This is a genomic window from Arthrobacter sp. TmtSoilC77, from assembly GCF_059739415.1.
Window position 1 is genome coordinate 1,874,964 of the sequence record NZ_AP046050.1, and the last position, 19,583, is coordinate 1,894,546.

Sequence of the window (19,583 nt, forward strand, 5' to 3'; positions counted from 1 at the left end):
TCTACGGGTTCCCGAAGGCGCACATCCACTTTGCTTTCAGGAGCCACCCACTTAAGGAGTTCCACATGCCCGCAGGGTTGATAGCCCTTGCCCTTGGCGGATTTGGCATCGGACTAACCGAATTCGTCATCATGGGCCTTTTGCCGGAAGTAGCGGCAGATTTCCAGGTGAGCGAAGCCTCGGCAGGCTGGTTCATTTCCGGCTATGCACTTAGCGTCACGGTCGGCGCCCTCCTGGTTACCGCCGCCGTTACCAGGCTTCCGCGAAAGCCGGTCCTTGTCGGATTGCTTGTTCTGTTCATCGCCGGCAACTTCCTCTCCGCAATCGCGGACTCGTACATGGCCATGCTTGTGGGCCGGATCATTGCGGCGTTGTGCCATGGTGCGTTCTTCGGAATCGGTTCGGTGGTGGCAGCCAGCCTGGTCCCTGCGCACAAAAAGGCCGGTGCCATTGCCATCATGTTCACTGGGCTTACAGCTGCCAACGTCCTTGGTGTTCCTTTCGGTACTCTCCTCGGCCAGAACCTGGGCTGGCGTTCAACGTTCTGGGCCATCACCGGTATCGGCGTGGTGGCACTGCTTGGCATCGCGTTGATGGTCCCGAAGGGGAGTACGCAGCCGGCCAAGGGTCTCCGCAGCGAACTGGGTGCGTTCACATCCGGCCAGGTTTGGCTTTCCATCCTGGTGACGATTTTGGGTTTTGGTGGCATGTTCGGTGCTTTCACCTACATTGCCTTCACGCTTACCGAAATCTCCGGGTTTGAACCGGGCGCCGTCCCATGGTTGCTGGTGCTGTTCGGCGGCGGACTGTTCGTCGGCAACTTCCTGGGCGGGAAGGCGGCCGACAAAAACCTGGACGGATCGCTCGTCAAGATCCTCGCCGGCTTGGTGCTGGTCCTGGGCTTCTTTGCCCTGACCGCGGCCAGCAGCATCGCAACTTTGTTCTCACTGGCACTGATGGGCGGCTTCGGTTTCGCTACTGTCCCGGGTCTGCAGATGCGCGTGATGCACTATGCATCCTCCGCGCCCACGCTGGCATCCGGTGCCAACATTGGCGCCTTCAATCTGGGTAATGCTCTGGGCGCCTGGCTCGGAGGGGTCACCATTTCGGCCGGCTTGGGCTACACCTCGCCCATCTGGGCAGGGGCCGCGATTACTTTGGCCGCGTTGCTGGTCATGCTGGCTGCCGCTGCAGCAGCCAAGCGCAAGGAAGTTTCGGCAGCAACGGCCAGGCCCGACGTCGAACGCGAACCCCAAGGGGCGGCCGTCTCCTGACTCTCCTTACGTCCGACCGGGAAAGTGAGAGCCCGCGTGGAACGGTTCAACCGTTCCACGCGGGCTCTTCAGCGTCCCAGGGGCCGCTTAGGGCTTGGGCGTACTGTCGCGGGCTTCCTGCTCTGCTCTCTTAGCAGCCCTGGTTCGTTCGCTCTCTGCCTGCTTCAACACCTTCATCTGCTTGCCCCGCCTGCGCCACAGGGCCCAAAGAACTGTAACCACCACAAAAACCACTGCAGCCGCTACGGCCGAGATCGCGGTCCAGGTGGTGAAGAATCCGGCATCCACGCTCAAAGTGCGCTGGCCGGCGTGCGCGGACTCGGTGGAACCGAACACTATGCCTGCCGTAAGCAGGTTGGGCGTGGCGATGGCGACGGCCGCCAGCACGATGACGATCTTCCAAGGCCAGGAGACAGCCTTATGGGTTGCCTGCCATGCCACCGCGAGGGGAATGAACGTAAAGACGAAGCCGTAGAACATGCCCACCAGCACGCTCGCGCCGAGGTCCCGCCGGATCTGCCCCGCCACGACGTCGGACCACCAACGCGGCAGGATGGCCCCAAGGATAAAGTAGGCTGCCACAGCGACAAGCAATGCCACCAGGATCAGAATAATTTTGACGCCCCAATTGCGTTTTTTCCGAGCCGGTACTTGTGCTTGTTCAGTCATGGGTCAATCATGGCAGAGACCTCATCAGGCACAGGGGAATTGTGCCTATACTTTCAGCGGTGGCCGGATGCCCGGGCCGCCGTCGAGATCCGTAAATGTCCCGATGAAAGGCGACCCATGAGCAATATTCCAGCCGATCTTTCCTACACTGCAGAGCACGAGTGGGTTTCCGCTCCTGACGCCGATGGCGTGGTGCGGATTGGTATCACCGACTTCGCACAGGACGCCCTGGGTGACGTTGTCTACGCCCAGATGCCGGAACCCGGAACCAAGATCACCGGGAATGAAGTTGTTGGCGAGGTTGAATCCACCAAGAGCGTCAGTGATATCTATGCTCCCGTTAGCGGTGAAGTCATTAACCGGAATGACTCTTTGGACCAGGATCCGGCACTGATCAACTCTGATCCTTACGGCGACGGTTGGCTTTTTGAAGTAAAGCTGGCAGAAGCCGATGCAGTGGATTCCCTGCTCAGTGCATCGGAGTACGAACAACAGGTAGGCTAAAGTTATCTGGCCCGCCCGGCTGCATTCTTTTAGCCAAGGACGCGGGAAGGCGGGCCAGCAACCGATTTGCCCGGCGGTACCGGGAGGCGGAAGTGGCTGGCGGGGTTTGGAACTGCCAGCGGATGAGGAGGAAATTCCATGGTTGGCGGAGAACAGAATCAAGCCAATGTCGGAAAGGGCGCGGAAGAGCAACCCACGTCGGAGACCACCTCGATCAGCATTACGCCAACGTGGGACGAGCCCAGGGTTGCACCCAGGCTTGCACCGGAAGAGCGCGCGTCCGTTGAAGCCCTTCCGCCGGACTCCGCCTTGCTCATCGCACATAGCGGACCAAACGCAGGAGCCCGCTTCCTTCTGGACGCCGATACCACTACTGCGGGCAGGCACCCCGACGCCGACATCTTCCTGGATGACGTCACGGTGTCCCGTAAGCACGTGGAATTCCACAGGACCCCAACGGGCTTCGAACTCGTGGATATGGGCAGCCTCAACGGAACCTACGTGAACCACGACCGCGTGGATCGGGTGCAGTTGAAGAGCGGCAATGAGGTCCAGATCGGCAAGTTCCGGCTGACCTACTACTTGAGCCCTGGCCGCCCGGCGGGCCAAGTCTGACCCCGGGGTACCTGCCTGTGGCAATGGCCCAGCCGGAACGTCGCGGACCGCAGGTCCTGAACATCGGGGAAGTCCTGGCTCAATTGAGCGACGACTTTCCTGGCATGACCGCGTCCAAAATCCGCTTTCTTGAGGAAAAGGGCCTCATTAACCCCAAGCGGACCCCTGCCGGGTACAGGCAGTACACGGACAGCGACGTTGAGCGCCTCCGATTTGTTCTTGCCCTTCAGCGCGACCAGTACTTACCACTGAAAGTGATTAAGGATTACCTGGACGCGATTGACCGCGGGGAGCGGCCTGAGAACCTGCCTCCGGGCGTCACGGTGTCACCCCGGGTGGTTTCCGCGGAGATGGCTGCGGAAATCCAAGGCCGTGCGCGCGCCCTCAGCGAGGAGCAACTCCGGGCCGAATCGGGTGCCAGTGTGCCCTTGCTGGAGTCGCTCCTGAGCTTCGGGCTTATCAGCCACGTTGGCGGCAAGTTCGATGAACACGCCCTCCAGGTTGCGCGTGCTTGCGTTCAGTTGGAGGGTCACGGCTTGGAACCCCGCCATCTCCGGCCGTTCCAGGCCGCAGCCGAGCGTGAGTTCGGACTGGTGGAAAGAGCGGTTGCGCCCCTGACGTCCAGGCGCGACGCAGCCTCCCAAGCACGGGCTGCCGAGGCGGCGCGTGAAATCAGCGAACTGTGCCTTACGCTGCACAGGGCGCTCGTCCACGACCGTATCTCCCGGATGGACACCTGATGATCGAAGTTGAAATTGTCGGCGTCCGGATCGAACTGCCGTCCAACCAACCCTTGGTCCTCCTTCGCGAAATCAAGGGGGAGCGGCATGTACCCATCTGGATTGGAACACCCGAAGCCAGCGCCATCGCCCTGGCCCAGCAAGGTGTTGTCCCACCGCGACCCATGACCCACGATCTCCTGATTGACGTCGTGGAGGCCCTGGGGCATTCGATCATCAGCGTTAACATCGTGGCGGTTGAGGACAACATCTTCTATGGGCAGCTGCAATTCGACGACGGCACGGTTGTCAGTTCGCGCGCTTCTGATGCGTTGGCGCTTGCGTTGCGGGCCAAGTGCCGCATTTGGTGCGCGGATGCAGTGATGGAGGAAGCCGGTGTCCGGATCACTGAGCACGATGAAGGCGAAGATTCAGAGCCGGATCCCAGCGTGGACGAAGAACGCGAAATGCGGCGTTTCCGCGAGTTCCTGGACGACGTCGAACCTGAGGATTTCGAAGGCTGAATCACCCTAAGCCTAAAGTTGAGGGTGAAACTTTCGACACGACCGGATTTTGCGTCCGGGGTCTTTGACCTAGGGCCCTCCCGGGCCTAACGTCGAAGGTATCAAGTTCCCGTTGCATACACTGCCCGCGCAAGTCACACTGGAAGGTGCGGCTTGTGGGAATTACACGGCTGAATTTCGGCGTTGTGATCAGTGGTACGCACCGTCCCCAAGGGAACTGAGAACAAGGAGGTCACGTGAGTCCGAAAGGCGAAGCAGGCGAGCTGAAGCAGGCCTCGACCGGCATTGCTGCGCCCGCATCCGGCGCCCAAGGTTTGCTCTTCACAGAGGACCTTCCAGTGCTGGACGAGGACGCGGGCTACCGCGGGCCGACTGCCTGCAAGGCTGCAGGTATCACGTACCGCCAGCTGGACTATTGGGCACGCACGGGCTTGGTCGAGCCGGCCGTCCGTGGTGCTGCGGGTTCAGGCTCGCAACGTCTCTATGGATTCCGCGACATCCTGGTGCTCAAGGTGGTCAAGCGCCTGCTTGATACCGGCGTTTCCCTCCAGCAGATCCGCACCGCGGTTGAGCATCTTCGCGAACGTGGCGTTGAAGACCTTGCGCAGATTACGCTGATGAGCGATGGCGCCAGCGTTTATGAATGTACCTCTGCCGACGAAGTGATTGACCTCGTGCAAGGCGGACAGGGTGTCTTTGGCATAGCGGTCGGACGTGTATGGCGGGAAGTCGAGGGAAGCCTTGCCGCGCTTCCGAGCGAGCATGCCGCCGAGCAGTCCTTTCCGGACGACGAATTGAGCAAGCGGCGCGTTGCACGCCGCATCGGCTAAGAACGCCCCCACTGGATCTCTCAGCAACGGAAGAAGCCGCCCCTGGATACAGGGTGCGGCTTCTTCCGTTGTATTGCTGTTGAGTTGCGGGCTAGCGCTGCTGCCGATTCCGCGAAACGGGTTGGCTTTGCAGCAGGCTCTGCAAGAGTGCATCGAAAAGTTTTGCGGAGTTTTTGGCGGAATCGCCTGGCCAATGATGTACCGAATGCGCTGCGCCCTGGATCTGCTGCCAGTTCGCCTGTTCCGGAATGTGCGGAGTCAGGAGCAGCTCGCCGAACATGGACTCCATCTCGGACAGCCGGAAGGTGTGCTCGGCTGATCCGGAACGAACCCGGTTGGCGACGATTCCCGCTGGCGCCAGATGCGGAGCAAACTCCTGCCTGAACAACTGGATGGCGCGCATGGTTCGTTCGGTACCGGCCACGGAGAACAGGCCGGGTTCGGCCACGAGTACTACGCGGTCGCTCGCGCTCCATGCCATCCGTGTGAGCCCGTTCAGCGAAGGAGGGCAGTCCACAAGAATCAGTTCGTAGTTGGTGGTCCCTGCAAGAACGGCCGAGAGCCTGCGAAGGTCACGTCGGCCGAGGTCCGGGCGATCATAGATGCCCGTGAAAGCCGATCCGACAGCAACGTCAAGCTTGCCGCCGCTGGAACCGTTGGAGACCCAGCTGCTGCTGGCGACGTTCTCGGGGAGTTTGGCTTTTCTGGGACTCTTGAGCATGCGGCCAATGTCCAACTGCCCGCCTCGCTGGACGCCGAGTGCCGTCGTCGCGTCCGCATGGGGATCGAGGTCCACCACGAGGGTTGGAATGCCGGCCGCGAGGGCCGCGGACGCCAGGCCGGTGGTCACGGACGTCTTTCCCACTCCGCCTTTGAGGCTGCTGATGCTGACTACTTGCACTTGAAAACCCAAAACCTAACGCCGGTTGCCGTATCGCGCTGTTTTCCGCTTCGGGACCGCCGAAGCCGGGGCTTGCCGAAGCCCCTCCAACATCATATGGGGCGGGGCGGTGGAATCCCGCTTTCTACGCGCCCGGGCAGCGTTGGATGGTGCGGGCATTAGCACGGCAGGGAGTCGCGCGCACGCATATACAGCCCAGATGACGATTCCATTGTGATGGTTGCCACAAAGATTTGTGTTTGATGCTGGCGGCACTACACACTGTGACCACCGACCGATCCACCCGCAATGATGCAGGAGAAGTATGTTTTCGAAAATTCTGGTGGCCAATCGCGGCGAAATCGCGATCAGGGCGTTTCGCGCTGGTTATGAACTGGGCGCCAAGACCGTAGCCGTCTTTCCGCACGAGGACCGTAACTCGATCCACCGTCAGAAGGCCGACGAAGCTTACCTGATCGGCGAGGTGGGCCACCCTGTCCGCGCCTATTTGGACGTAGAGGAGGTTGTCCGCGTCGCCAAGGAAGCCGGCGCTGACGCCATTTACCCGGGTTACGGCTTCTTGTCCGAGAACCCGGACCTCGCGCGCGCTGCCAAGGCCGCGGGCATCACCTTTGTGGGTCCGCCAGCTGAGGTGCTTGAGCTTGCGGGAAACAAGGTTGCTGCCTTGGAAGCTGCCCGCAAGGCCGGTGTCCCCGTGCTGAAGTCGAGCAAGCCTTCAAAGGACCTCGACGAGCTCATTGCGGCAGCCGACGAAATCGGCTTCCCGATCTTCGCCAAGGCCGTTGCCGGCGGTGGTGGACGTGGAATGCGTCGCGTGGAGACCCGCGAAGCCCTCCCCGAGGCCCTGCAGTCCGCCATGCGCGAGGCCGATGCCGCGTTTGGCGATCCCACGATGTTCCTCGAGCAGGCGGTGCTGCGCCCGCGCCACATCGAAGTGCAGATCCTGGCGGACGCCGAAGGCAACGTCATGCACCTGTTCGAACGTGACTGTTCCTTGCAGCGCCGCCACCAGAAGGTAGTGGAAATCGCGCCCGCGCCCAACCTGGATGAGAACATCCGCCAGGCGCTATACCGTGACGCCGTGGCCTTCGCCAAAGCCCTGAACTATGTCAACGCCGGAACGGTGGAGTTCCTGGTGGACACCGAGGGTGAGCGGGCCGGCCAGCACGTTTTCATCGAAATGAACCCCCGCATCCAGGTTGAGCACACTGTGACCGAAGAAATCACGGATGTGGACCTCGTGCAGGCGCAGATGCGTATTGCCTCGGGGGAGACCCTTGCGGACCTTGGCCTGAGCCAGGAGACAGTATCCATCAAGGGCGCCGCGTTGCAGTGCCGCATCACCACGGAGGATCCGGCCAACGGCTTCCGCCCGGACGTCGGAAAGATCACCGGCTACCGTTCCGCAGGTGGCGCAGGCGTGCGTCTCGACGGCGGTACCGTCTACTCCGGTGCCGAGATCAGCCCGCACTTCGACTCCATGCTCGTCAAGCTGACCTGCCGCGGACGCGATTACCCGGCTGCGGTTGCCCGTGCGCGGCGCGGCCTGGCAGAGTTCCGGATCCGTGGCGTGTCAACCAACATTCCGTTCCTGCAGGCCGTGCTGGCCGATCCGGACTTCAATGCCGGCAACGTAGCCACGGACTTCATCGATAAGCGGCCGGAGCTGCTCAAGTCGCACATCTCCGCGGACCGCGGCACCAAACTGCTGACGTGGTTGGCCGATGTCACGGTGAACAAGCCCAATGGCGAGCTGACGGTCCACTCCGATCCCGCCAAGAAGCTGCCCGTCGTTGAGGGCCCGGTTCCCACGTCAGGATCGCGCCAGAAGCTGCTGGAACTCGGTCCTGAGGGCTTTGCGAAAGCGCTGCGCGAGCAGCAGGCAGTCGCCGTTACGGACACCACGTTCCGTGACGCGCACCAGTCCTTGCTGGCTACCCGTGTCCGTACCCGCGACCTCGTGGCTGCCGGCCCGGCCGTCACTGCCTTGCTGCCGGAGCTTCTTTCCGTGGAGGCCTGGGGTGGTGCGACGTACGACGTCGCGCTCCGCTTCCTCGGCGAGGACCCTTGGGACCGCTTGGCTGCTTTGCGCCAGGCGCTGCCGAACACCTGTATCCAGATGCTGCTCCGTGGACGGAACACCGTTGGTTACACGCCTTACCCGGAAGAGGTGACCGAGGCTTTCGTCAACGAGGCCGCGGCTACCGGCATTGACATCTTCCGCATCTTTGACGCCCTCAACGACGTCAACCAGATGGCCCCGGCTATACGGGCTGTGCGTGCCACCGGAACGGCCGTCGCAGAGGTGGCGCTTTGCTACACAGGCAACCTCCTTGACCCGAACGAGGACCTGTACACCCTCGACTACTATCTGGACCTTGCCCAGAAGATCGTCGATGCCGGTGCCCACATCCTCGCCATCAAGGACATGGCAGGTCTCCTGCGTCCTGCTGCGGCTGCCAAGCTCGTCTCGGCTTTGCGGGAACGCTTCGATCTCCCGGTGCACCTGCACACGCATGACACCGCCGGTGGCCAGCTCGCAACAATTCTGGCGGCCGTGGATGCCGGAGTCGACGCCGTCGATGTCGCTTCTGCTTCACTGGCGGGCACTACCAGCCAGCCTGCTGCATCCGCCCTCGTTGCGGCCTTGGCCAATACACCGCGCGACACCGGGATGAGCCTTGCCAATGTCGGCGCACTGGAGCCTTACTGGGAAGCGGTCCGACGCGTGTACGCGCCGTTCGAGTCCGGGCTGCCAGGTCCCACAGGCCGTGTCTACCAGCACGAAATCCCTGGGGGCCAGCTGTCCAACCTTCGCCAGCAGGCCATCGCCTTGGGGCTGGGGGAGCAGTTCGAAGCCATCGAGGACATGTACACGGCGGCAGACCGCATTCTGGGCCGCCTGGTCAAGGTGACGCCGTCATCCAAGGTGGTGGGTGACCTTGCCCTGCACCTCGTTGGACTGAACGCGGATCCCGCAGACTTCAACGAGAATCCGCAGAACTATGACATTCCGGATTCTGTCATCGGCTTCCTCTCCGGCGAGCTCGGCAACCCTCCCGGAGGCTGGCCGGAGCCGTTCCGTACCAAGGCCCTCCAAGGCCGCAGCATCAAGGTCCGGGACGTTGAGATCAGTTCAGAGGACAGCGCCGCGCTGAAGGGTGATTCGAAGACCCGCCAGCACACCCTGAACAGGCTTCTCTTCGCAGGTCCTACCAAGGACTACCTCAAGAGCGTGGAGACCTACGGCAACATCTCCGTGCTGGACACCCGTGATTACCTCTACGGGCTGCAGCGCGGTGCTGAGCACGTCATCGAGCTGGAGAAGGGCGTACGGCTGATCGCCCAGCTCGAGGCTGTCTCCGAAGCCGACGAGAAGGGCATGCGTACAGTGATGTGTACGCTCAACGGCCAGTCGCGTCCGGTGGTTGTCCGCGACCGTTCCGTGGTGAGCAACGTCAAGGCCGCAGAGAAGGCCGACCCCGCACAGCCCGGGCAGGTTGCAGCCCCGTTCGCGGGGGCGGTCACTGTTACGGTCAAGGCAGGCGATGTGGTCAACGCCGGCGATACCGTTGCCACGATCGAGGCAATGAAGATGGAAGCATCCATCACGACGCCGGTGGCCGGCACCGTTTCCCGCCTCGCCATCTCCTCGGTGGAGCAGGTCCAGGGCGGCGATTTGCTGCTGGTGATCGGCTAACGATCCATCAACGAAAAACCCCTTCCGGAGGAATTCCGGAAGGGGTTTTTCGGTTGCGGTGGCGCCTTGGCTACTGCGGCCGGGGCGCCGAATACATCTCTTCAATCACGGCGTCAAAGTCCTTCATGACCTGCGCGCGCTTGACCTTCAGCGACGGAGTGAGGTGGCCTGAGGCCTCCGTGAAGTCCGCCGGGACTATCCGGAAGGATTTGATCGCCTCCGCTTGGGAGACAGACTGGTTGGCTTTGCTGATGAGGTCCTGGACGGCAGCCCGTACTACCGGGTTCCCGGCAGCTTCCTCCAGGGTGGTACCGGACGGGAGCCCATGGCGCTCCAGCCATCCCGGCAACGCCTCCTCGTCCAGGGTTACCAAAGCGCCGATGAACGGACGGTTGTCGCCCACTACCAGGACCTGGGAAACCAAGGCGTCTGCACGGATCTGGTCTTCCAGCAGGGCAGGAACCACGTTCTTTCCACCTGCCGTGACGATGATTTCCTTCTTGCGGCCGGTGATCTTGAGGAAGCCGTTGCTATCCAGCTCGCCGATGTCGCCGGTGCGGAACCATCCGTCGGCAAAAGTTTCCTGCGTGAGATCCTCGCGCTTGTAGTAGCCACGCATGACGCAGACGCCCTTGGCGAGAATTTCGCCGTCGTCCGCGATCTTGACGGCATTGCCGGGAAGTGGGGCGCCCACGGTGCCGATCCTGATCATCGAGGGTGTGTTGACGGAGATGGGTGCCGTGGTTTCCGTCAGGCCGTATCCCTCCAGGATCTGCAGGCCGATGCCCTGGAAGAAGTGGCCCAGGCGTTCGCCCAAGGGGCCGCCACCGGAGACAGCGTGTGCCACATGTCCGCCCATGGCGGCGCGGAGCTTTCCATAGACGAGTTTGTCGAACACCGCATGCTTGAGCTTCAACCCCAAGCCCAGGGAACCGGCCTGGCGCGCCTTGGAGTACTCGATCGCCGTGTCCACTGCACGGTGGAAGATGGCGCCCTTGCCGCTGTCCTCGGCTTTTGTCAGTGCGGAGTTGTAGACCTTCTCGAAGACACGCGGGACGGCAAGGATGAACGTTGGCTGGAAGCTCTGCAGATCGGCCAGCAAATGCTTGATATCCGGCGTGTGGGCAACTTTGACGCCCCCTGCAACGGCAAGGACGGAGATGAAGCGCGCAAAGACGTGGGCCAGAGGCAGGAACATGATGGTCTTGGCCGACTCGTTGATGATTTCGCCCAGCGCCGCACGGGCGTTCTCGGAGAGCTCCACGAAGTTTCCGTGGGTCAGTTCGCAGCCCTTGGGCCTGCCTGTGGTTCCGGAGGTGTAGATAATGGTGGCCAGGTCTTTCAGGCCTGCAGCGGAGCGGCGCTTTTCAAGTTCTTCATCGGTGACGCTGGTGCCGGCGGCGCGAAGGGCATCAAGGCCGGCACCCTCAAGCTGCCAAACGTTGGCCACTGACTGTATGTCTTCGGCAGCGACAGCCTGCCTGATGATGTCCTCGTGGTGTGCGGCTTCACCGAAGGCGGCCACAGCGCCGGAGTCGCCCAGGTTCCAAGCCACCTGCGAAGGGGAAGAGGTCTCATAAATCGGGACAGAGACAGCGCCTGCGAACCAGATGGCAAAGTCCACCAGCGACCACTCATAACGGGTCCGGGACATAATGCCGACGCGGTCGCCAGCGCCCACTCCACTGGCGATAAGGCCCTTGGCCAAGGCCTTGACGTCGGCAAGGAAATCCGTGGCCCGGATGTCCTGCCACTCTTTGTTGCTGTCCAGCTTGGCGAACAGGGCCGGGTTCGAAGCCTTGGCGGCTTCCCGGACGACGAGGTCCGTGATGTTGGTTTCAGGGGCAACGTTGACAAGGGGCGGAACACTGAATTCACGCACGGTAGCTCCTTTGATATGCACGGGCCGCGTGGGGCTGCTTTCACTCTAGTATGCCCACCCGCGGAGGTGTGTCCTATTTCACCTACTGGCGAGTAACTTTACGGATGACCCTCCGTTTCGGGCAACTTGGCGCTGTCCAATCCTTCCGATGGCTACCTGCCTTGCCCCGGCAGAATAGGATGTTGGGATGCCTTCACTACGGTCCAGTTCCCGTGCCCGGCCCCGGCCACCCGTCGCTGCCTTGAAGGACGTTCCCTGGGCTGGGCGCAGGAGCCATTTGGGCCGACGGGGGCTGGCCATAGGCATCGATATCGGCGGCACCAAGGTAGCTGCCGGCGTGGTTGACGCGGAGGGCAGGATCCTTGCAGAGGCACGCAGGTCCACGCCTGGCGCCGACCCCCGGGCCGTGGAGCGGACCATCGTGGAACTGGTTGACGAACTCAGCGCGGACCACCGGATTGCCTCCGTGGGTATAGGCGCGGCCGGTTGGATGGACCTCGACGGCGGTACGGTCCTCTTCAGCCCGCATCTTGCGTGGCGCAACGAACCCCTGAGGGAAAGCCTGCAGAACCTGTTGAGGCGGCCGGTATTGCTAACGAACGACGCCGATGCGGCCGCCTGGGCCGAGTGGCGCTTTGGCGCCGGCCAAGGTGAGAGCCGACTCGTGTGCATCACGTTGGGCACAGGCATCGGCGGCGCAATGGTGATGGACGGGAGAGTTGAACGCGGCCGCTACGGTGTAGCCGGCGAATTTGGCCACCAGATCATTTTCCCCGGCGGGCACCGCTGTGAATGCGGCAACCGTGGCTGCTGGGAGCAATATGCGTCAGGCAACGCCCTCGGCCGTGAGGCCCGCCAATTGGTGCGAACCAACTCGCCTGAAGGCCGCGCACTCCTTGAGCGGGCCGGCGGTGTGGCGGAGAGCATCACCGGAGCTGCAGTTACCGAATTGGCGCTGGCCGGGGACTCCACGTCAAGGGAACTGTTGGCGGACCAGGGTGAATGGTTGGGCTTGGGGCTGGCCAACCTGGCCGCGGCACTGGATCCCGGTATGTTCGTGATCGGAGGCGGATTGTGCGATGCAGGGGACCTGCTCGCCGGACCGGCCCGTGAGGCGTTCGCCAGAAATCTGACGGGGCGTGGATTCCGTCCGATGGCAAGGATTGAGCTTGCCGCTCTCGGACCCCGTGCAGGCATGATCGGCGCTGCTGATCTTTCGCGGGTCAGCGGGCGTGCCCACAGCTAGGAAAGCCCACAAGCAAGCGGACCCGTCCAACTAGATGCGGGCGCCGTCGTCGTCCTCGTTTTTCTCGTGCGGTAGCCGCATGATCAGGTAGACCACGGAAGCTGCAAAGGCCACCACTATGCCAAGGATGGCCAGCAACGGTGCGGAACGCCAGAACATCGCCGTGAAAAGCAGGGCGAGGGGGCCGCCCACAGCGCCGATCCACGCCAGCATGGTCAGCGGGTCTGTTCCCACCAGGCTGGGAGGCTCCTCAGGCACAAAGGCGCCGTCGTCGTCGTCCACCTCGAAATCGCGGGGACCCAGGGGCCCGCCGTTCAATTGTTCCTTTTCTCCTGGTGTCGTGCCGGCATCAGGCGCTGCTGCCGTGGCCGGAGTAGACAGTCCCAGCGGATCAAAGTCCCTGAAGGCCTTCGGAGCGTCCTCCCTGGCTGGCCCGGCTCCTGCCTGGTCCCTTTCCTGCCGACCCGGCTCGGCGGTCTCTCCGAGCGGTGAGGATTCCGTCGCTTCCAGCCGTGCCACCAAATCCAACCAGACGGCGTCGTCATCTTTGTTGGCACTCTGATCGGCAGAGTTGGGATCAGGCCTGTTCATCGGCTTTGTCCTTTTCGAGGGAAGGCCCGTTGCCGGCCAGTGCCGCCAAGGTCTTTTGGATGAAGTCGACAGTTCCCGCGAAGATTTCAGGGGCGTCGTTGTCCAGTGTCGCAACATGATGGCTGTTGCTGAGGTAGGTGACTTCAACGGGCGCCTGGACCCGTGCACGGAGGAACTCAAGGCTGGCATTGGAGATGACATTGTCCACTGTGGAGCGGAAGACGCGGACAGGCGAACCAATGCGGGGCAGCAGCCCCGCCGTATCCTTGTACATCTTCTTCAACTCGTGGGCCGCGGCAACCGGGGTGCGGGAATAGGCCCCTTCGTCCTGGTCCGGCTTCAAAATGTCATTGGCGATCGCCGGAGTGCTCTTTATGACGTACTTGAGGGCGGCAACAATGACAGCCCGTGGGTCATCAAGGACCAGGCCAGGGTTGACCACAATGGTGCCGGCCACGGGTCGTGTCGCCGCGATGCGCAGTGCCAGTGTTCCGCCCATGGACAGTCCGGCCGCGAAGACGAAATCGCATTCGCCTGCCAGTTCCCTGTAGGCATCGTCAACGGCCCGGTGCCATTCGCGCCATGAACGCGTGGCCATATCCTGCCAGGTAGTTCCGTGCCCGGGGAGCAATGGAACCCTGACGGCATATCCTGCCGCTGCCAGATGCTCGGCCCAGGGCCGGACGCTGTGCGGGCTTCCCGTAAAGCCGTGGGACATAACGACGCCAACCCTGGGGCCTGAGCCGGTCCAGTTGCTGAGGAACGGGGAGAAATCGGGAAGCATTTTCATGATGACTCTGAGGCTACTCTGTCCGCGGCATGCTGACGGAAAAACTCCGCCGATTCTTCAAAGATGGTGGGTGCATCCACATCCAACGTGGCCACGTGGCCGCTCGCCGGGAGGGTCACCACCTTGAGCCGGGACGGGTCCATATGCCTGCTGATCATAGCTACGGAACTGGGCGGGATGACACCGTCCACTGAAGATTTGAAGACAAGCGCCGGTGCTTGAATCTGTGGGAGGGCGCGGGTTGCCTGGCGGAAGAGCTTCTTCAGTTCGTGCACGGACCTCAAAGGCGTCTTGGAGTAGTCACCATCCTGCGTGGCGGCCGCCGTCGGCTTTTCTTCCTCAATGGGTGAGGTGGTCCGCATGACGTACTTGAGTGCTCCGACGTACCTGACCCGGCGATCGTAGAAACTCAAACCCGGGTTCACCAGGACCAAGCCCGGAACATCATGCAGTGAAGCCACGCGGAGGGCAACGGCACCGCCCATGGACAGGCCTGCCACAAAACATGATTCCGTCCGCGCCGCGAGATCCAGATAGCTTCGTTCGAACGTCCTGTACCAATCCTGCCAGCGTGTGGTGGCCAGATCGTGCCAGCTGGTTCCGTGACCGGGAAGCAAAGGCACTGAGACGGAAAAGCCCTGCCCGGCCAGATACTCGGCCCACGGCAGGACGCTCAGCGGGCTACCCGTAAACCCGTGGCAGATGGCCACTCCGGTGGAAGCGTTCGCTCCATGGCCGGGGTGGTGGAAGGCGAGCGGCGCGGCTGGTTGGTTGCGTTCCGTCATGGCTCCATCGTGTCACTCTTCCCGACATTTCTCACTGGAGTAGGGTTGCTGTTGAGTGCCGCCGGCTTGACCGGATGGACGCCCGTAAACCGGCCGTGAGAGGACAAACGTGTTCTATTGGGTCATGAAGAGGATCTTTCTTGGTCCTGTTCTCAAACTCCTGTTCAGGCCATGGGTGAAGGGGTTGGACAACGTCCCCGAAAACGGCCCAGCGATACTTGCATCCAACCATTTGTCCTTTTCGGACTCCATCTTCCTCCCCCTGATGGTGGACCGGCCGGTGATCTTCCTGGCCAAGGCCGAGTACTTCACCGGCAAGGGCATCAAGGGCCGCTTGACGGCGTTGTTCTTCAGGTTGACCAACCAACTGCCCATGGACCGTTCCGGCGGAGCCGCGTCGGAGCTATCGCTGCAAGCCGGGAAGGACGTCCTGAATTCCGGCGGCCTCTTGGGAATCTACCCCGAAGGCACCCGCAGTCCGGACGCCAAGCTTTACCGCGGGAAGGTCGGTGTCGCCAAGCTGGCACTCCAGACCCGTGTCCCCGTAGTGCCGGTGGCCATGATTGGCACGGAAAAGGTCCAGCCCATTGGCAAGAGGCTGCCCAGTATCCGGCGTATCGGTGTGATCTTCGGCCAGCCCATGGACTTTAGCCGCTATTACGGCATGGAAGATGACCGGCTCATTCAGAGGGCCGTAACTGACGAAATCATGTACGAGCTGATGCGGCTTTCCGGTCAGGAGTATGTGGACGAATATGCAGCTGTGGTCAAGGCCCGGATGGATGGCAAAGGACCCGGGACGGTTGGAAAAGTCAAAGAAGCCGAGGAGGTTCCTTCGGACATCGCTGATGACAAGGACGGGCCCAAGGAAAACGGGGGAGCAACCAGCGGGTGACTGTGACGCATCCGGCAAGGACAGTTACGCCTGCAGTGCCCCAACCTTGGCGGAGGCTACTACTCTTGAAGGGTGACTGAGCTAACCGCGAACACCGCACCCCCTGTAGTAGACCCACTCGCCAGCACCGCCCAGAGTGGGGCTGCAAATTACCCCGGTCTCGACGCCTGGCGGGACCTGCCGATTTCCCAGCAGCCCACGTGGTCTGACTCTGAAGTCTTCAAGGCCTCCGTTAAGGAACTTTCCGTCGTTCCACCTTTGGTATTCGCCGGCGAAGTTGACGTTCTTCGGGAGCGCCTGGCTGCGGCCGCCCAGGGCAAGGCTTTCCTCCTGCAGGGGGGAGACTGCGCAGAGACCTTTGAAGCCGCCACGGCGGACAAGATCAGCGCACGCGTCAAGACGATCCTCCAGATGGCCGTCGTGCTCACGTACGGTGCGGCGATGCCGGTCATCAAGATGGGTCGCATGGCAGGCCAATTCGCCAAGCCACGCTCGTCCAACGATGAAACCCGCGACGGCGTGACGCTTCCCGCGTACCGCGGAGATATCGTCAACGGCTACGACTTTACGCCCGAGTCCCGCGCGCACGACGCCGGCAGGATGCTGCAGGCGTACCATACGTCCGCATCAACACTGAACCTGATCCGGGCATTCACCCAGGGCGGTTTCGCGGACCTGAGGCTGGTCCACCAGTGGAACAAGGGCTTCACTGAGAACCCGGCACATGCCCGGTACGAGTCCCTTGCCCGCGACATTGATCGTGCCATCATGTTCATGGACTCGTGTGGTGCTGACTTCGAGGCCCTCAAGCGGGTTGAGTTCTTCGCCAGCCACGAGGCGCTGCTGCTGGACTACGAGCGCGCACTGACCCGCATCGACTCCCGGACGGGCCTGCCGTACGACACTTCCGCCCACTTCCTCTGGATCGGCGAGCGGACCCGCGAACTCGATCATGCGCACGTGGACTTCCTCTCCCGTGTGCGGAACCCCATTGGCGTCAAGCTAGGCCCCACCACCAGCGGCGACGATGCCCTGCGCCTTATCGACAAGCTGGACCCGAACCGCGAACCCGGGCGCCTGACATTCATTACCCGCATGGGGGCCAAAAACATCCGCGAGAAGCTGCCTGCCGTCGTCGAGCGTGTTACCGCTTCGGGCGCCCAGGTCCTGTGGGTGACGGACCCGATGCACGGCAACACGGTGACCTCGCCCAACGGATACAAGACCCGCAACTTCGACGACGTCATTGACGAAGTACGTGGATTCTTCGAAGTACACCACTCCCTGGGTACGGTTCCGGGCGGCCTGCATGTCGAAATGACCGGCGACGACGTCGCCGAGTGCCTCGGTGGCGCAGATCCCATCGACCAGGACGCTTTCCTGGACCGCTATGAGTCTGTCTGCGACCCGCGCCTGAACCACATGCAGTCACTTGAGATGGCCTTCCTGGTCGCAGGAGCACTATCCAAGCGGTAGGTATGGTGGACTCTACAGAAGAGGGGCGGTCCGGATGAATCCGGACCGCCCCTTTTCCGTGTACGCCTGTGTACGTCCTGGATCAGACCACGGTCAAGGTGACGACCGAGCCTTCCGGGACCTCGGTGTCTACGGGATTCTGGTCTCGCACAGTCCCGAAGAAGCCGCCCAGAATTGCATTGATTTTCACGTCGAAACCCAGTTTTTCCAGGTCCTTCTGCGCATCTTTGGCTTGCTTGCCAATAAAGCTCGGCACCCTCACAAGCTTGGGTCCCTTGGAGACCGTCAGGGTCACTGATTCGCCGCGGACGAGCGTGCCGTTGCCAGGCGTCTGTGCCACCACGGCGCCTTTGGGCACGGTTTTGTCATTGACAGTCTCAGGGGCAATGACTGCCTTCAGGCCAGCGTCCTGAATTGCTTTCACGGCAGCATCCTGCTGTAAGCCGCGAACATCGGGAACGGGGATGGGCTGGGGTCCCTTGGAGACGACGAAGGATACCGGCGTGCCGTGGCGGACTTCTTTACCCGGCGCAGGGTCCTGGGAGATGACAATGCCCGCAGGGATCTTTTCGTCGAACGCCTCCGTGACATTTCCGAGCGTCATTTGGGCGGCGTTCAGTGCAGTCTTCGCTTGATCAAGGGTTCCGCCTGTCAGCCCGGGCAGTGCAAAGAGCTGTGCGCCTTTCGAAACGAAGAGGGCGATGGGTTGAAATTTCCGTACCACTTCCCCCGATTTTGGTTCAGTCCCGACGGCGAGACCGGCCTGGACGTCGTCGTCGAATACGTCCTGGGGCTCAGACTGGAATCCTGCCGTTCGCAAGAGCTGTTGGGCCTCGGCCACTGTCTTGTTCTTGACATCGGGAACCGTGCCTGGAGATCCAGGGCCCATGCCGAAGAACCAACCGGCAGAACCTGCCAGCAGGGCCAGGATCACGATCACGACTGTCCAAATCGCAGCGCGTCGGCGGGGATTGCCTTCACGAAGGGGGCGCACAGGAGTAGCAGCAGCCCGGGCTTGGTCTTTAGCCTGTTGCCGCTCCAGCTTTTTTTGCTCCCGTTTGCCGGGCTGGCGCGGGTCATCGTTCGCACCGGGAAGGGCGAGGCCGGCGTTGTGTGGTTGCCGCGCTGCCATGACGGTTGTCGGGTTGCTTTGATGTGGAATGAATTCCGTGGGCGATGCTGTAGTGGCAAGGGCCTCGGTGGGATTCTCCTGCGGGGTTGCGCCGGAACCGGGGCCCGCGGAAGCAGCTGCCCCAACGGAACCAACTGCCCCGGCAGCAGCTGCAGGGGAGAGAGGGCGGGAGGACGGCTGCCTGTGGTCCAGTTGCTCGTCGCTGAGTGTGGTCCGGATGTGGCGCAGTTCCGATAGCAGGGCGGAGCCGTCCACGGGCCGGTTTTCGGCGTCCACGGCAGTGCACCACTGCACAAGTTCGTCGAGGTCTTCGGCAAGACCGGGGGCAGCCTCGGAGGGGCGGCCAACCACGGCGTTGACGTGCTGGTAAGCAACTTGAATCGGGGATTCACCAGCATATGGCTGCTTGCCTGTGAGCATTTCGTAGAGCATGATGCCCGCTGAGTAGACGTCGCTGCGGGCGTCAGCGGGTTTGCCGAGCACCAATTCGGGGGCGAGGTACGCGACCGTGCCGATCAAGGCGCCAGTACTTGTGGTGGCCGTGACAGCCCTGGCCAATCCGAAGTCCCCTACCTTGATCCGGCCGTCTTCCGCTATGAGCACGTTCTCGGGCTTGATGTCCCGATGAATGAGTCCGGATCCGTGGGCTGCCGCCAGGCCTTCGATGACCGGATCGATCAGGGCGAGGGCCAGGCGCGGCGGAAGTGCACCCTGCTGGTTGATGACGTCGCGGAGCGTATGGCCTTTGACATACTCCATCACCAGATAAGCGATATGCCCGTCTTCGCCCTGGTCCAGCACGCTGACAACGTGGGGATGGGACAGGCTCGCGGCGGCCTTTGCCTCGCGGCTGAGCCGTGCCAGGAATGTTTCGTCGTTGGCCAGGTGCGGGTGCAGGACTTTGAGGGCCACGTCGCGCTCCAGGCGCTGGTCCGTGGCCAGGTAAACGGTGGACATTCCACCTCTGGCAAGGCGTGAGCGGACGTGGTAGCGCCCGTCCACCGTGGTCCCGATGAGGTGGTCCTGCGTTGGTTCCTGCACCATACGATC

General features: G+C 62.3%; 17 protein-coding genes. 10 read left to right on the forward strand and 7 right to left on the reverse strand.

All coding sequences use genetic code 11. From position 1 onward, the window contains the following. The first annotated feature begins 65 nt into the window (after positions 1–65). On the forward strand, positions 66–1,274 hold the full coding sequence (locus AC6I99_RS08640) for an MFS transporter (RefSeq protein ID WP_497945402.1): 1,209 nt from the start codon (positions 66–68) through the stop codon (positions 1,272–1,274). Between the two features lie 87 nt (positions 1,275–1,361). Here AC6I99_RS08640 and AC6I99_RS08645 read toward each other — a convergent pair whose 3' ends face one another. After that, positions 1,362–1,943 carry a hypothetical protein gene (locus tag AC6I99_RS08645; protein ID WP_497945401.1) on the reverse strand — a complete coding sequence of 194 codons (582 nt, stop codon included), beginning with the start codon at positions 1,941–1,943 and terminating at the stop codon, positions 1,362–1,364. A 117-nt stretch (positions 1,944–2,060) separates the two neighbouring features. On the opposite strand from AC6I99_RS08645, the gene gcvH reads away from it, so the two are divergent. The 5 genes from gcvH (at position 2,061) to AC6I99_RS08670 (ending at position 5,135) form a co-directional block, all read left to right on the forward strand. Next, positions 2,061–2,447 (forward strand): glycine cleavage system protein GcvH, encoded by a 387-nt coding sequence (gcvH, locus tag AC6I99_RS08650; protein ID WP_216922914.1) that lies wholly within the window; start codon positions 2,061–2,063, stop codon positions 2,445–2,447. Between the two features lie 138 nt (positions 2,448–2,585). Continuing rightward, entirely contained in the window at positions 2,586–3,062 is a 477-nt protein-coding gene (locus AC6I99_RS08655; RefSeq protein ID WP_224089510.1) for an FHA domain-containing protein, read from the forward strand. 23 nt (positions 3,063–3,085) lie between these two features. Beyond that, the gene (gene ftsR / locus AC6I99_RS08660; protein WP_224089512.1) at positions 3,086–3,802 is read left to right on the forward strand and encodes a transcriptional regulator FtsR; all 717 of its coding nucleotides are present in this window, start codon (positions 3,086–3,088) and stop codon (positions 3,800–3,802) included. Continuing rightward, positions 3,802–4,305, forward strand: a complete 504-nt coding sequence (locus AC6I99_RS08665) for a bifunctional nuclease family protein (protein WP_224089514.1) — start codon at positions 3,802–3,804, stop codon at positions 4,303–4,305. The genes ftsR and AC6I99_RS08665 overlap by 1 nt, the downstream gene beginning before the upstream one ends. Positions 4,306–4,541: 236 nt before the next feature. Further along, positions 4,542–5,135, forward strand: a complete 594-nt coding sequence (locus AC6I99_RS08670) for a MerR family transcriptional regulator (protein WP_275965381.1) — start codon at positions 4,542–4,544, stop codon at positions 5,133–5,135. A 91-nt stretch (positions 5,136–5,226) separates the two neighbouring features. Here AC6I99_RS08670 and AC6I99_RS08675 read toward each other — a convergent pair whose 3' ends face one another. Beyond that, positions 5,227–6,036 carry a ParA family protein gene (locus tag AC6I99_RS08675; RefSeq protein ID WP_224167044.1) on the reverse strand — a complete coding sequence of 270 codons (810 nt, stop codon included), beginning with the start codon at positions 6,034–6,036 and terminating at the stop codon, positions 5,227–5,229. Positions 6,037–6,340: 304 nt separating this feature from the next. Here AC6I99_RS08675 and AC6I99_RS08680 point away from each other — a divergent pair, with 304 nt between their 5' ends. Beyond that, a complete protein-coding gene (locus AC6I99_RS08680) occupies positions 6,341–9,736 on the forward strand; it encodes a pyruvate carboxylase (protein ID WP_224089517.1) in 3,396 nt (1,131 codons plus the stop codon). A gap of 70 nt (positions 9,737–9,806) precedes the next feature. Here AC6I99_RS08680 and AC6I99_RS08685 read toward each other — a convergent pair whose 3' ends face one another. Further along, the gene (locus tag AC6I99_RS08685) at positions 9,807–11,618 is read right to left on the reverse strand and encodes an AMP-dependent synthetase/ligase (protein ID WP_224089519.1); all 1,812 of its coding nucleotides are present in this window, start codon (positions 11,616–11,618) and stop codon (positions 9,807–9,809) included. Positions 11,619–11,805: 187 nt separating this feature from the next. On the opposite strand from AC6I99_RS08685, the gene AC6I99_RS08690 reads away from it, so the two are divergent. Beyond that, positions 11,806–12,864: an ROK family protein gene (locus tag AC6I99_RS08690; RefSeq protein WP_224089521.1), complete on the forward strand. Its 1,059-nt coding sequence runs from the start codon at positions 11,806–11,808 to the stop codon at positions 12,862–12,864. A 30-nt stretch (positions 12,865–12,894) separates the two neighbouring features. Here the strand turns inward: AC6I99_RS08690 and AC6I99_RS08695 are convergent, their stop codons facing one another. The 3 genes from AC6I99_RS08695 to AC6I99_RS08705 are packed head-to-tail and all read right to left on the reverse strand — an operon-like array spanning position 12,895 to position 15,030. Further along, positions 12,895–13,455: a hypothetical protein gene (locus AC6I99_RS08695; protein ID WP_309930554.1), complete on the reverse strand. Its 561-nt coding sequence runs from the start codon at positions 13,453–13,455 to the stop codon at positions 12,895–12,897. Continuing rightward, entirely contained in the window at positions 13,442–14,245 is an 804-nt protein-coding gene (locus AC6I99_RS08700) for an alpha/beta hydrolase (protein ID WP_309930555.1), read from the reverse strand. The genes AC6I99_RS08695 and AC6I99_RS08700 overlap by 14 nt, the downstream gene beginning before the upstream one ends. Further along, the gene (locus AC6I99_RS08705; protein WP_224167047.1) at positions 14,242–15,030 is read right to left on the reverse strand and encodes an alpha/beta hydrolase; all 789 of its coding nucleotides are present in this window, start codon (positions 15,028–15,030) and stop codon (positions 14,242–14,244) included. The genes AC6I99_RS08700 and AC6I99_RS08705 overlap by 4 nt, the downstream gene beginning before the upstream one ends. Positions 15,031–15,139: 109 nt before the next feature. On the opposite strand from AC6I99_RS08705, the gene AC6I99_RS08710 reads away from it, so the two are divergent. Together AC6I99_RS08710 and AC6I99_RS08715 are read left to right on the forward strand one after the other, a co-directional pair. Further along, complete coding sequence (locus AC6I99_RS08710) at positions 15,140–15,925, forward strand: lysophospholipid acyltransferase family protein (RefSeq protein WP_309930558.1); 786 nt, start codon at positions 15,140–15,142, stop codon at positions 15,923–15,925. Positions 15,926–15,997: 72 nt separating this feature from the next. After that, complete coding sequence (locus tag AC6I99_RS08715) at positions 15,998–17,401, forward strand: class II 3-deoxy-7-phosphoheptulonate synthase (RefSeq protein WP_224089531.1); 1,404 nt, start codon at positions 15,998–16,000, stop codon at positions 17,399–17,401. Positions 17,402–17,483: 82 nt separating this feature from the next. On the opposite strand, the gene pknB is transcribed toward AC6I99_RS08715, so the two are convergent. Further along, positions 17,484–19,577, reverse strand: coding sequence for a Stk1 family PASTA domain-containing Ser/Thr kinase (gene pknB, locus AC6I99_RS08720; RefSeq protein ID WP_309930560.1), 2,094 nt, complete (start codon positions 19,575–19,577; stop codon positions 17,484–17,486). Positions 19,578–19,583 lie beyond the last annotated feature (6 nt).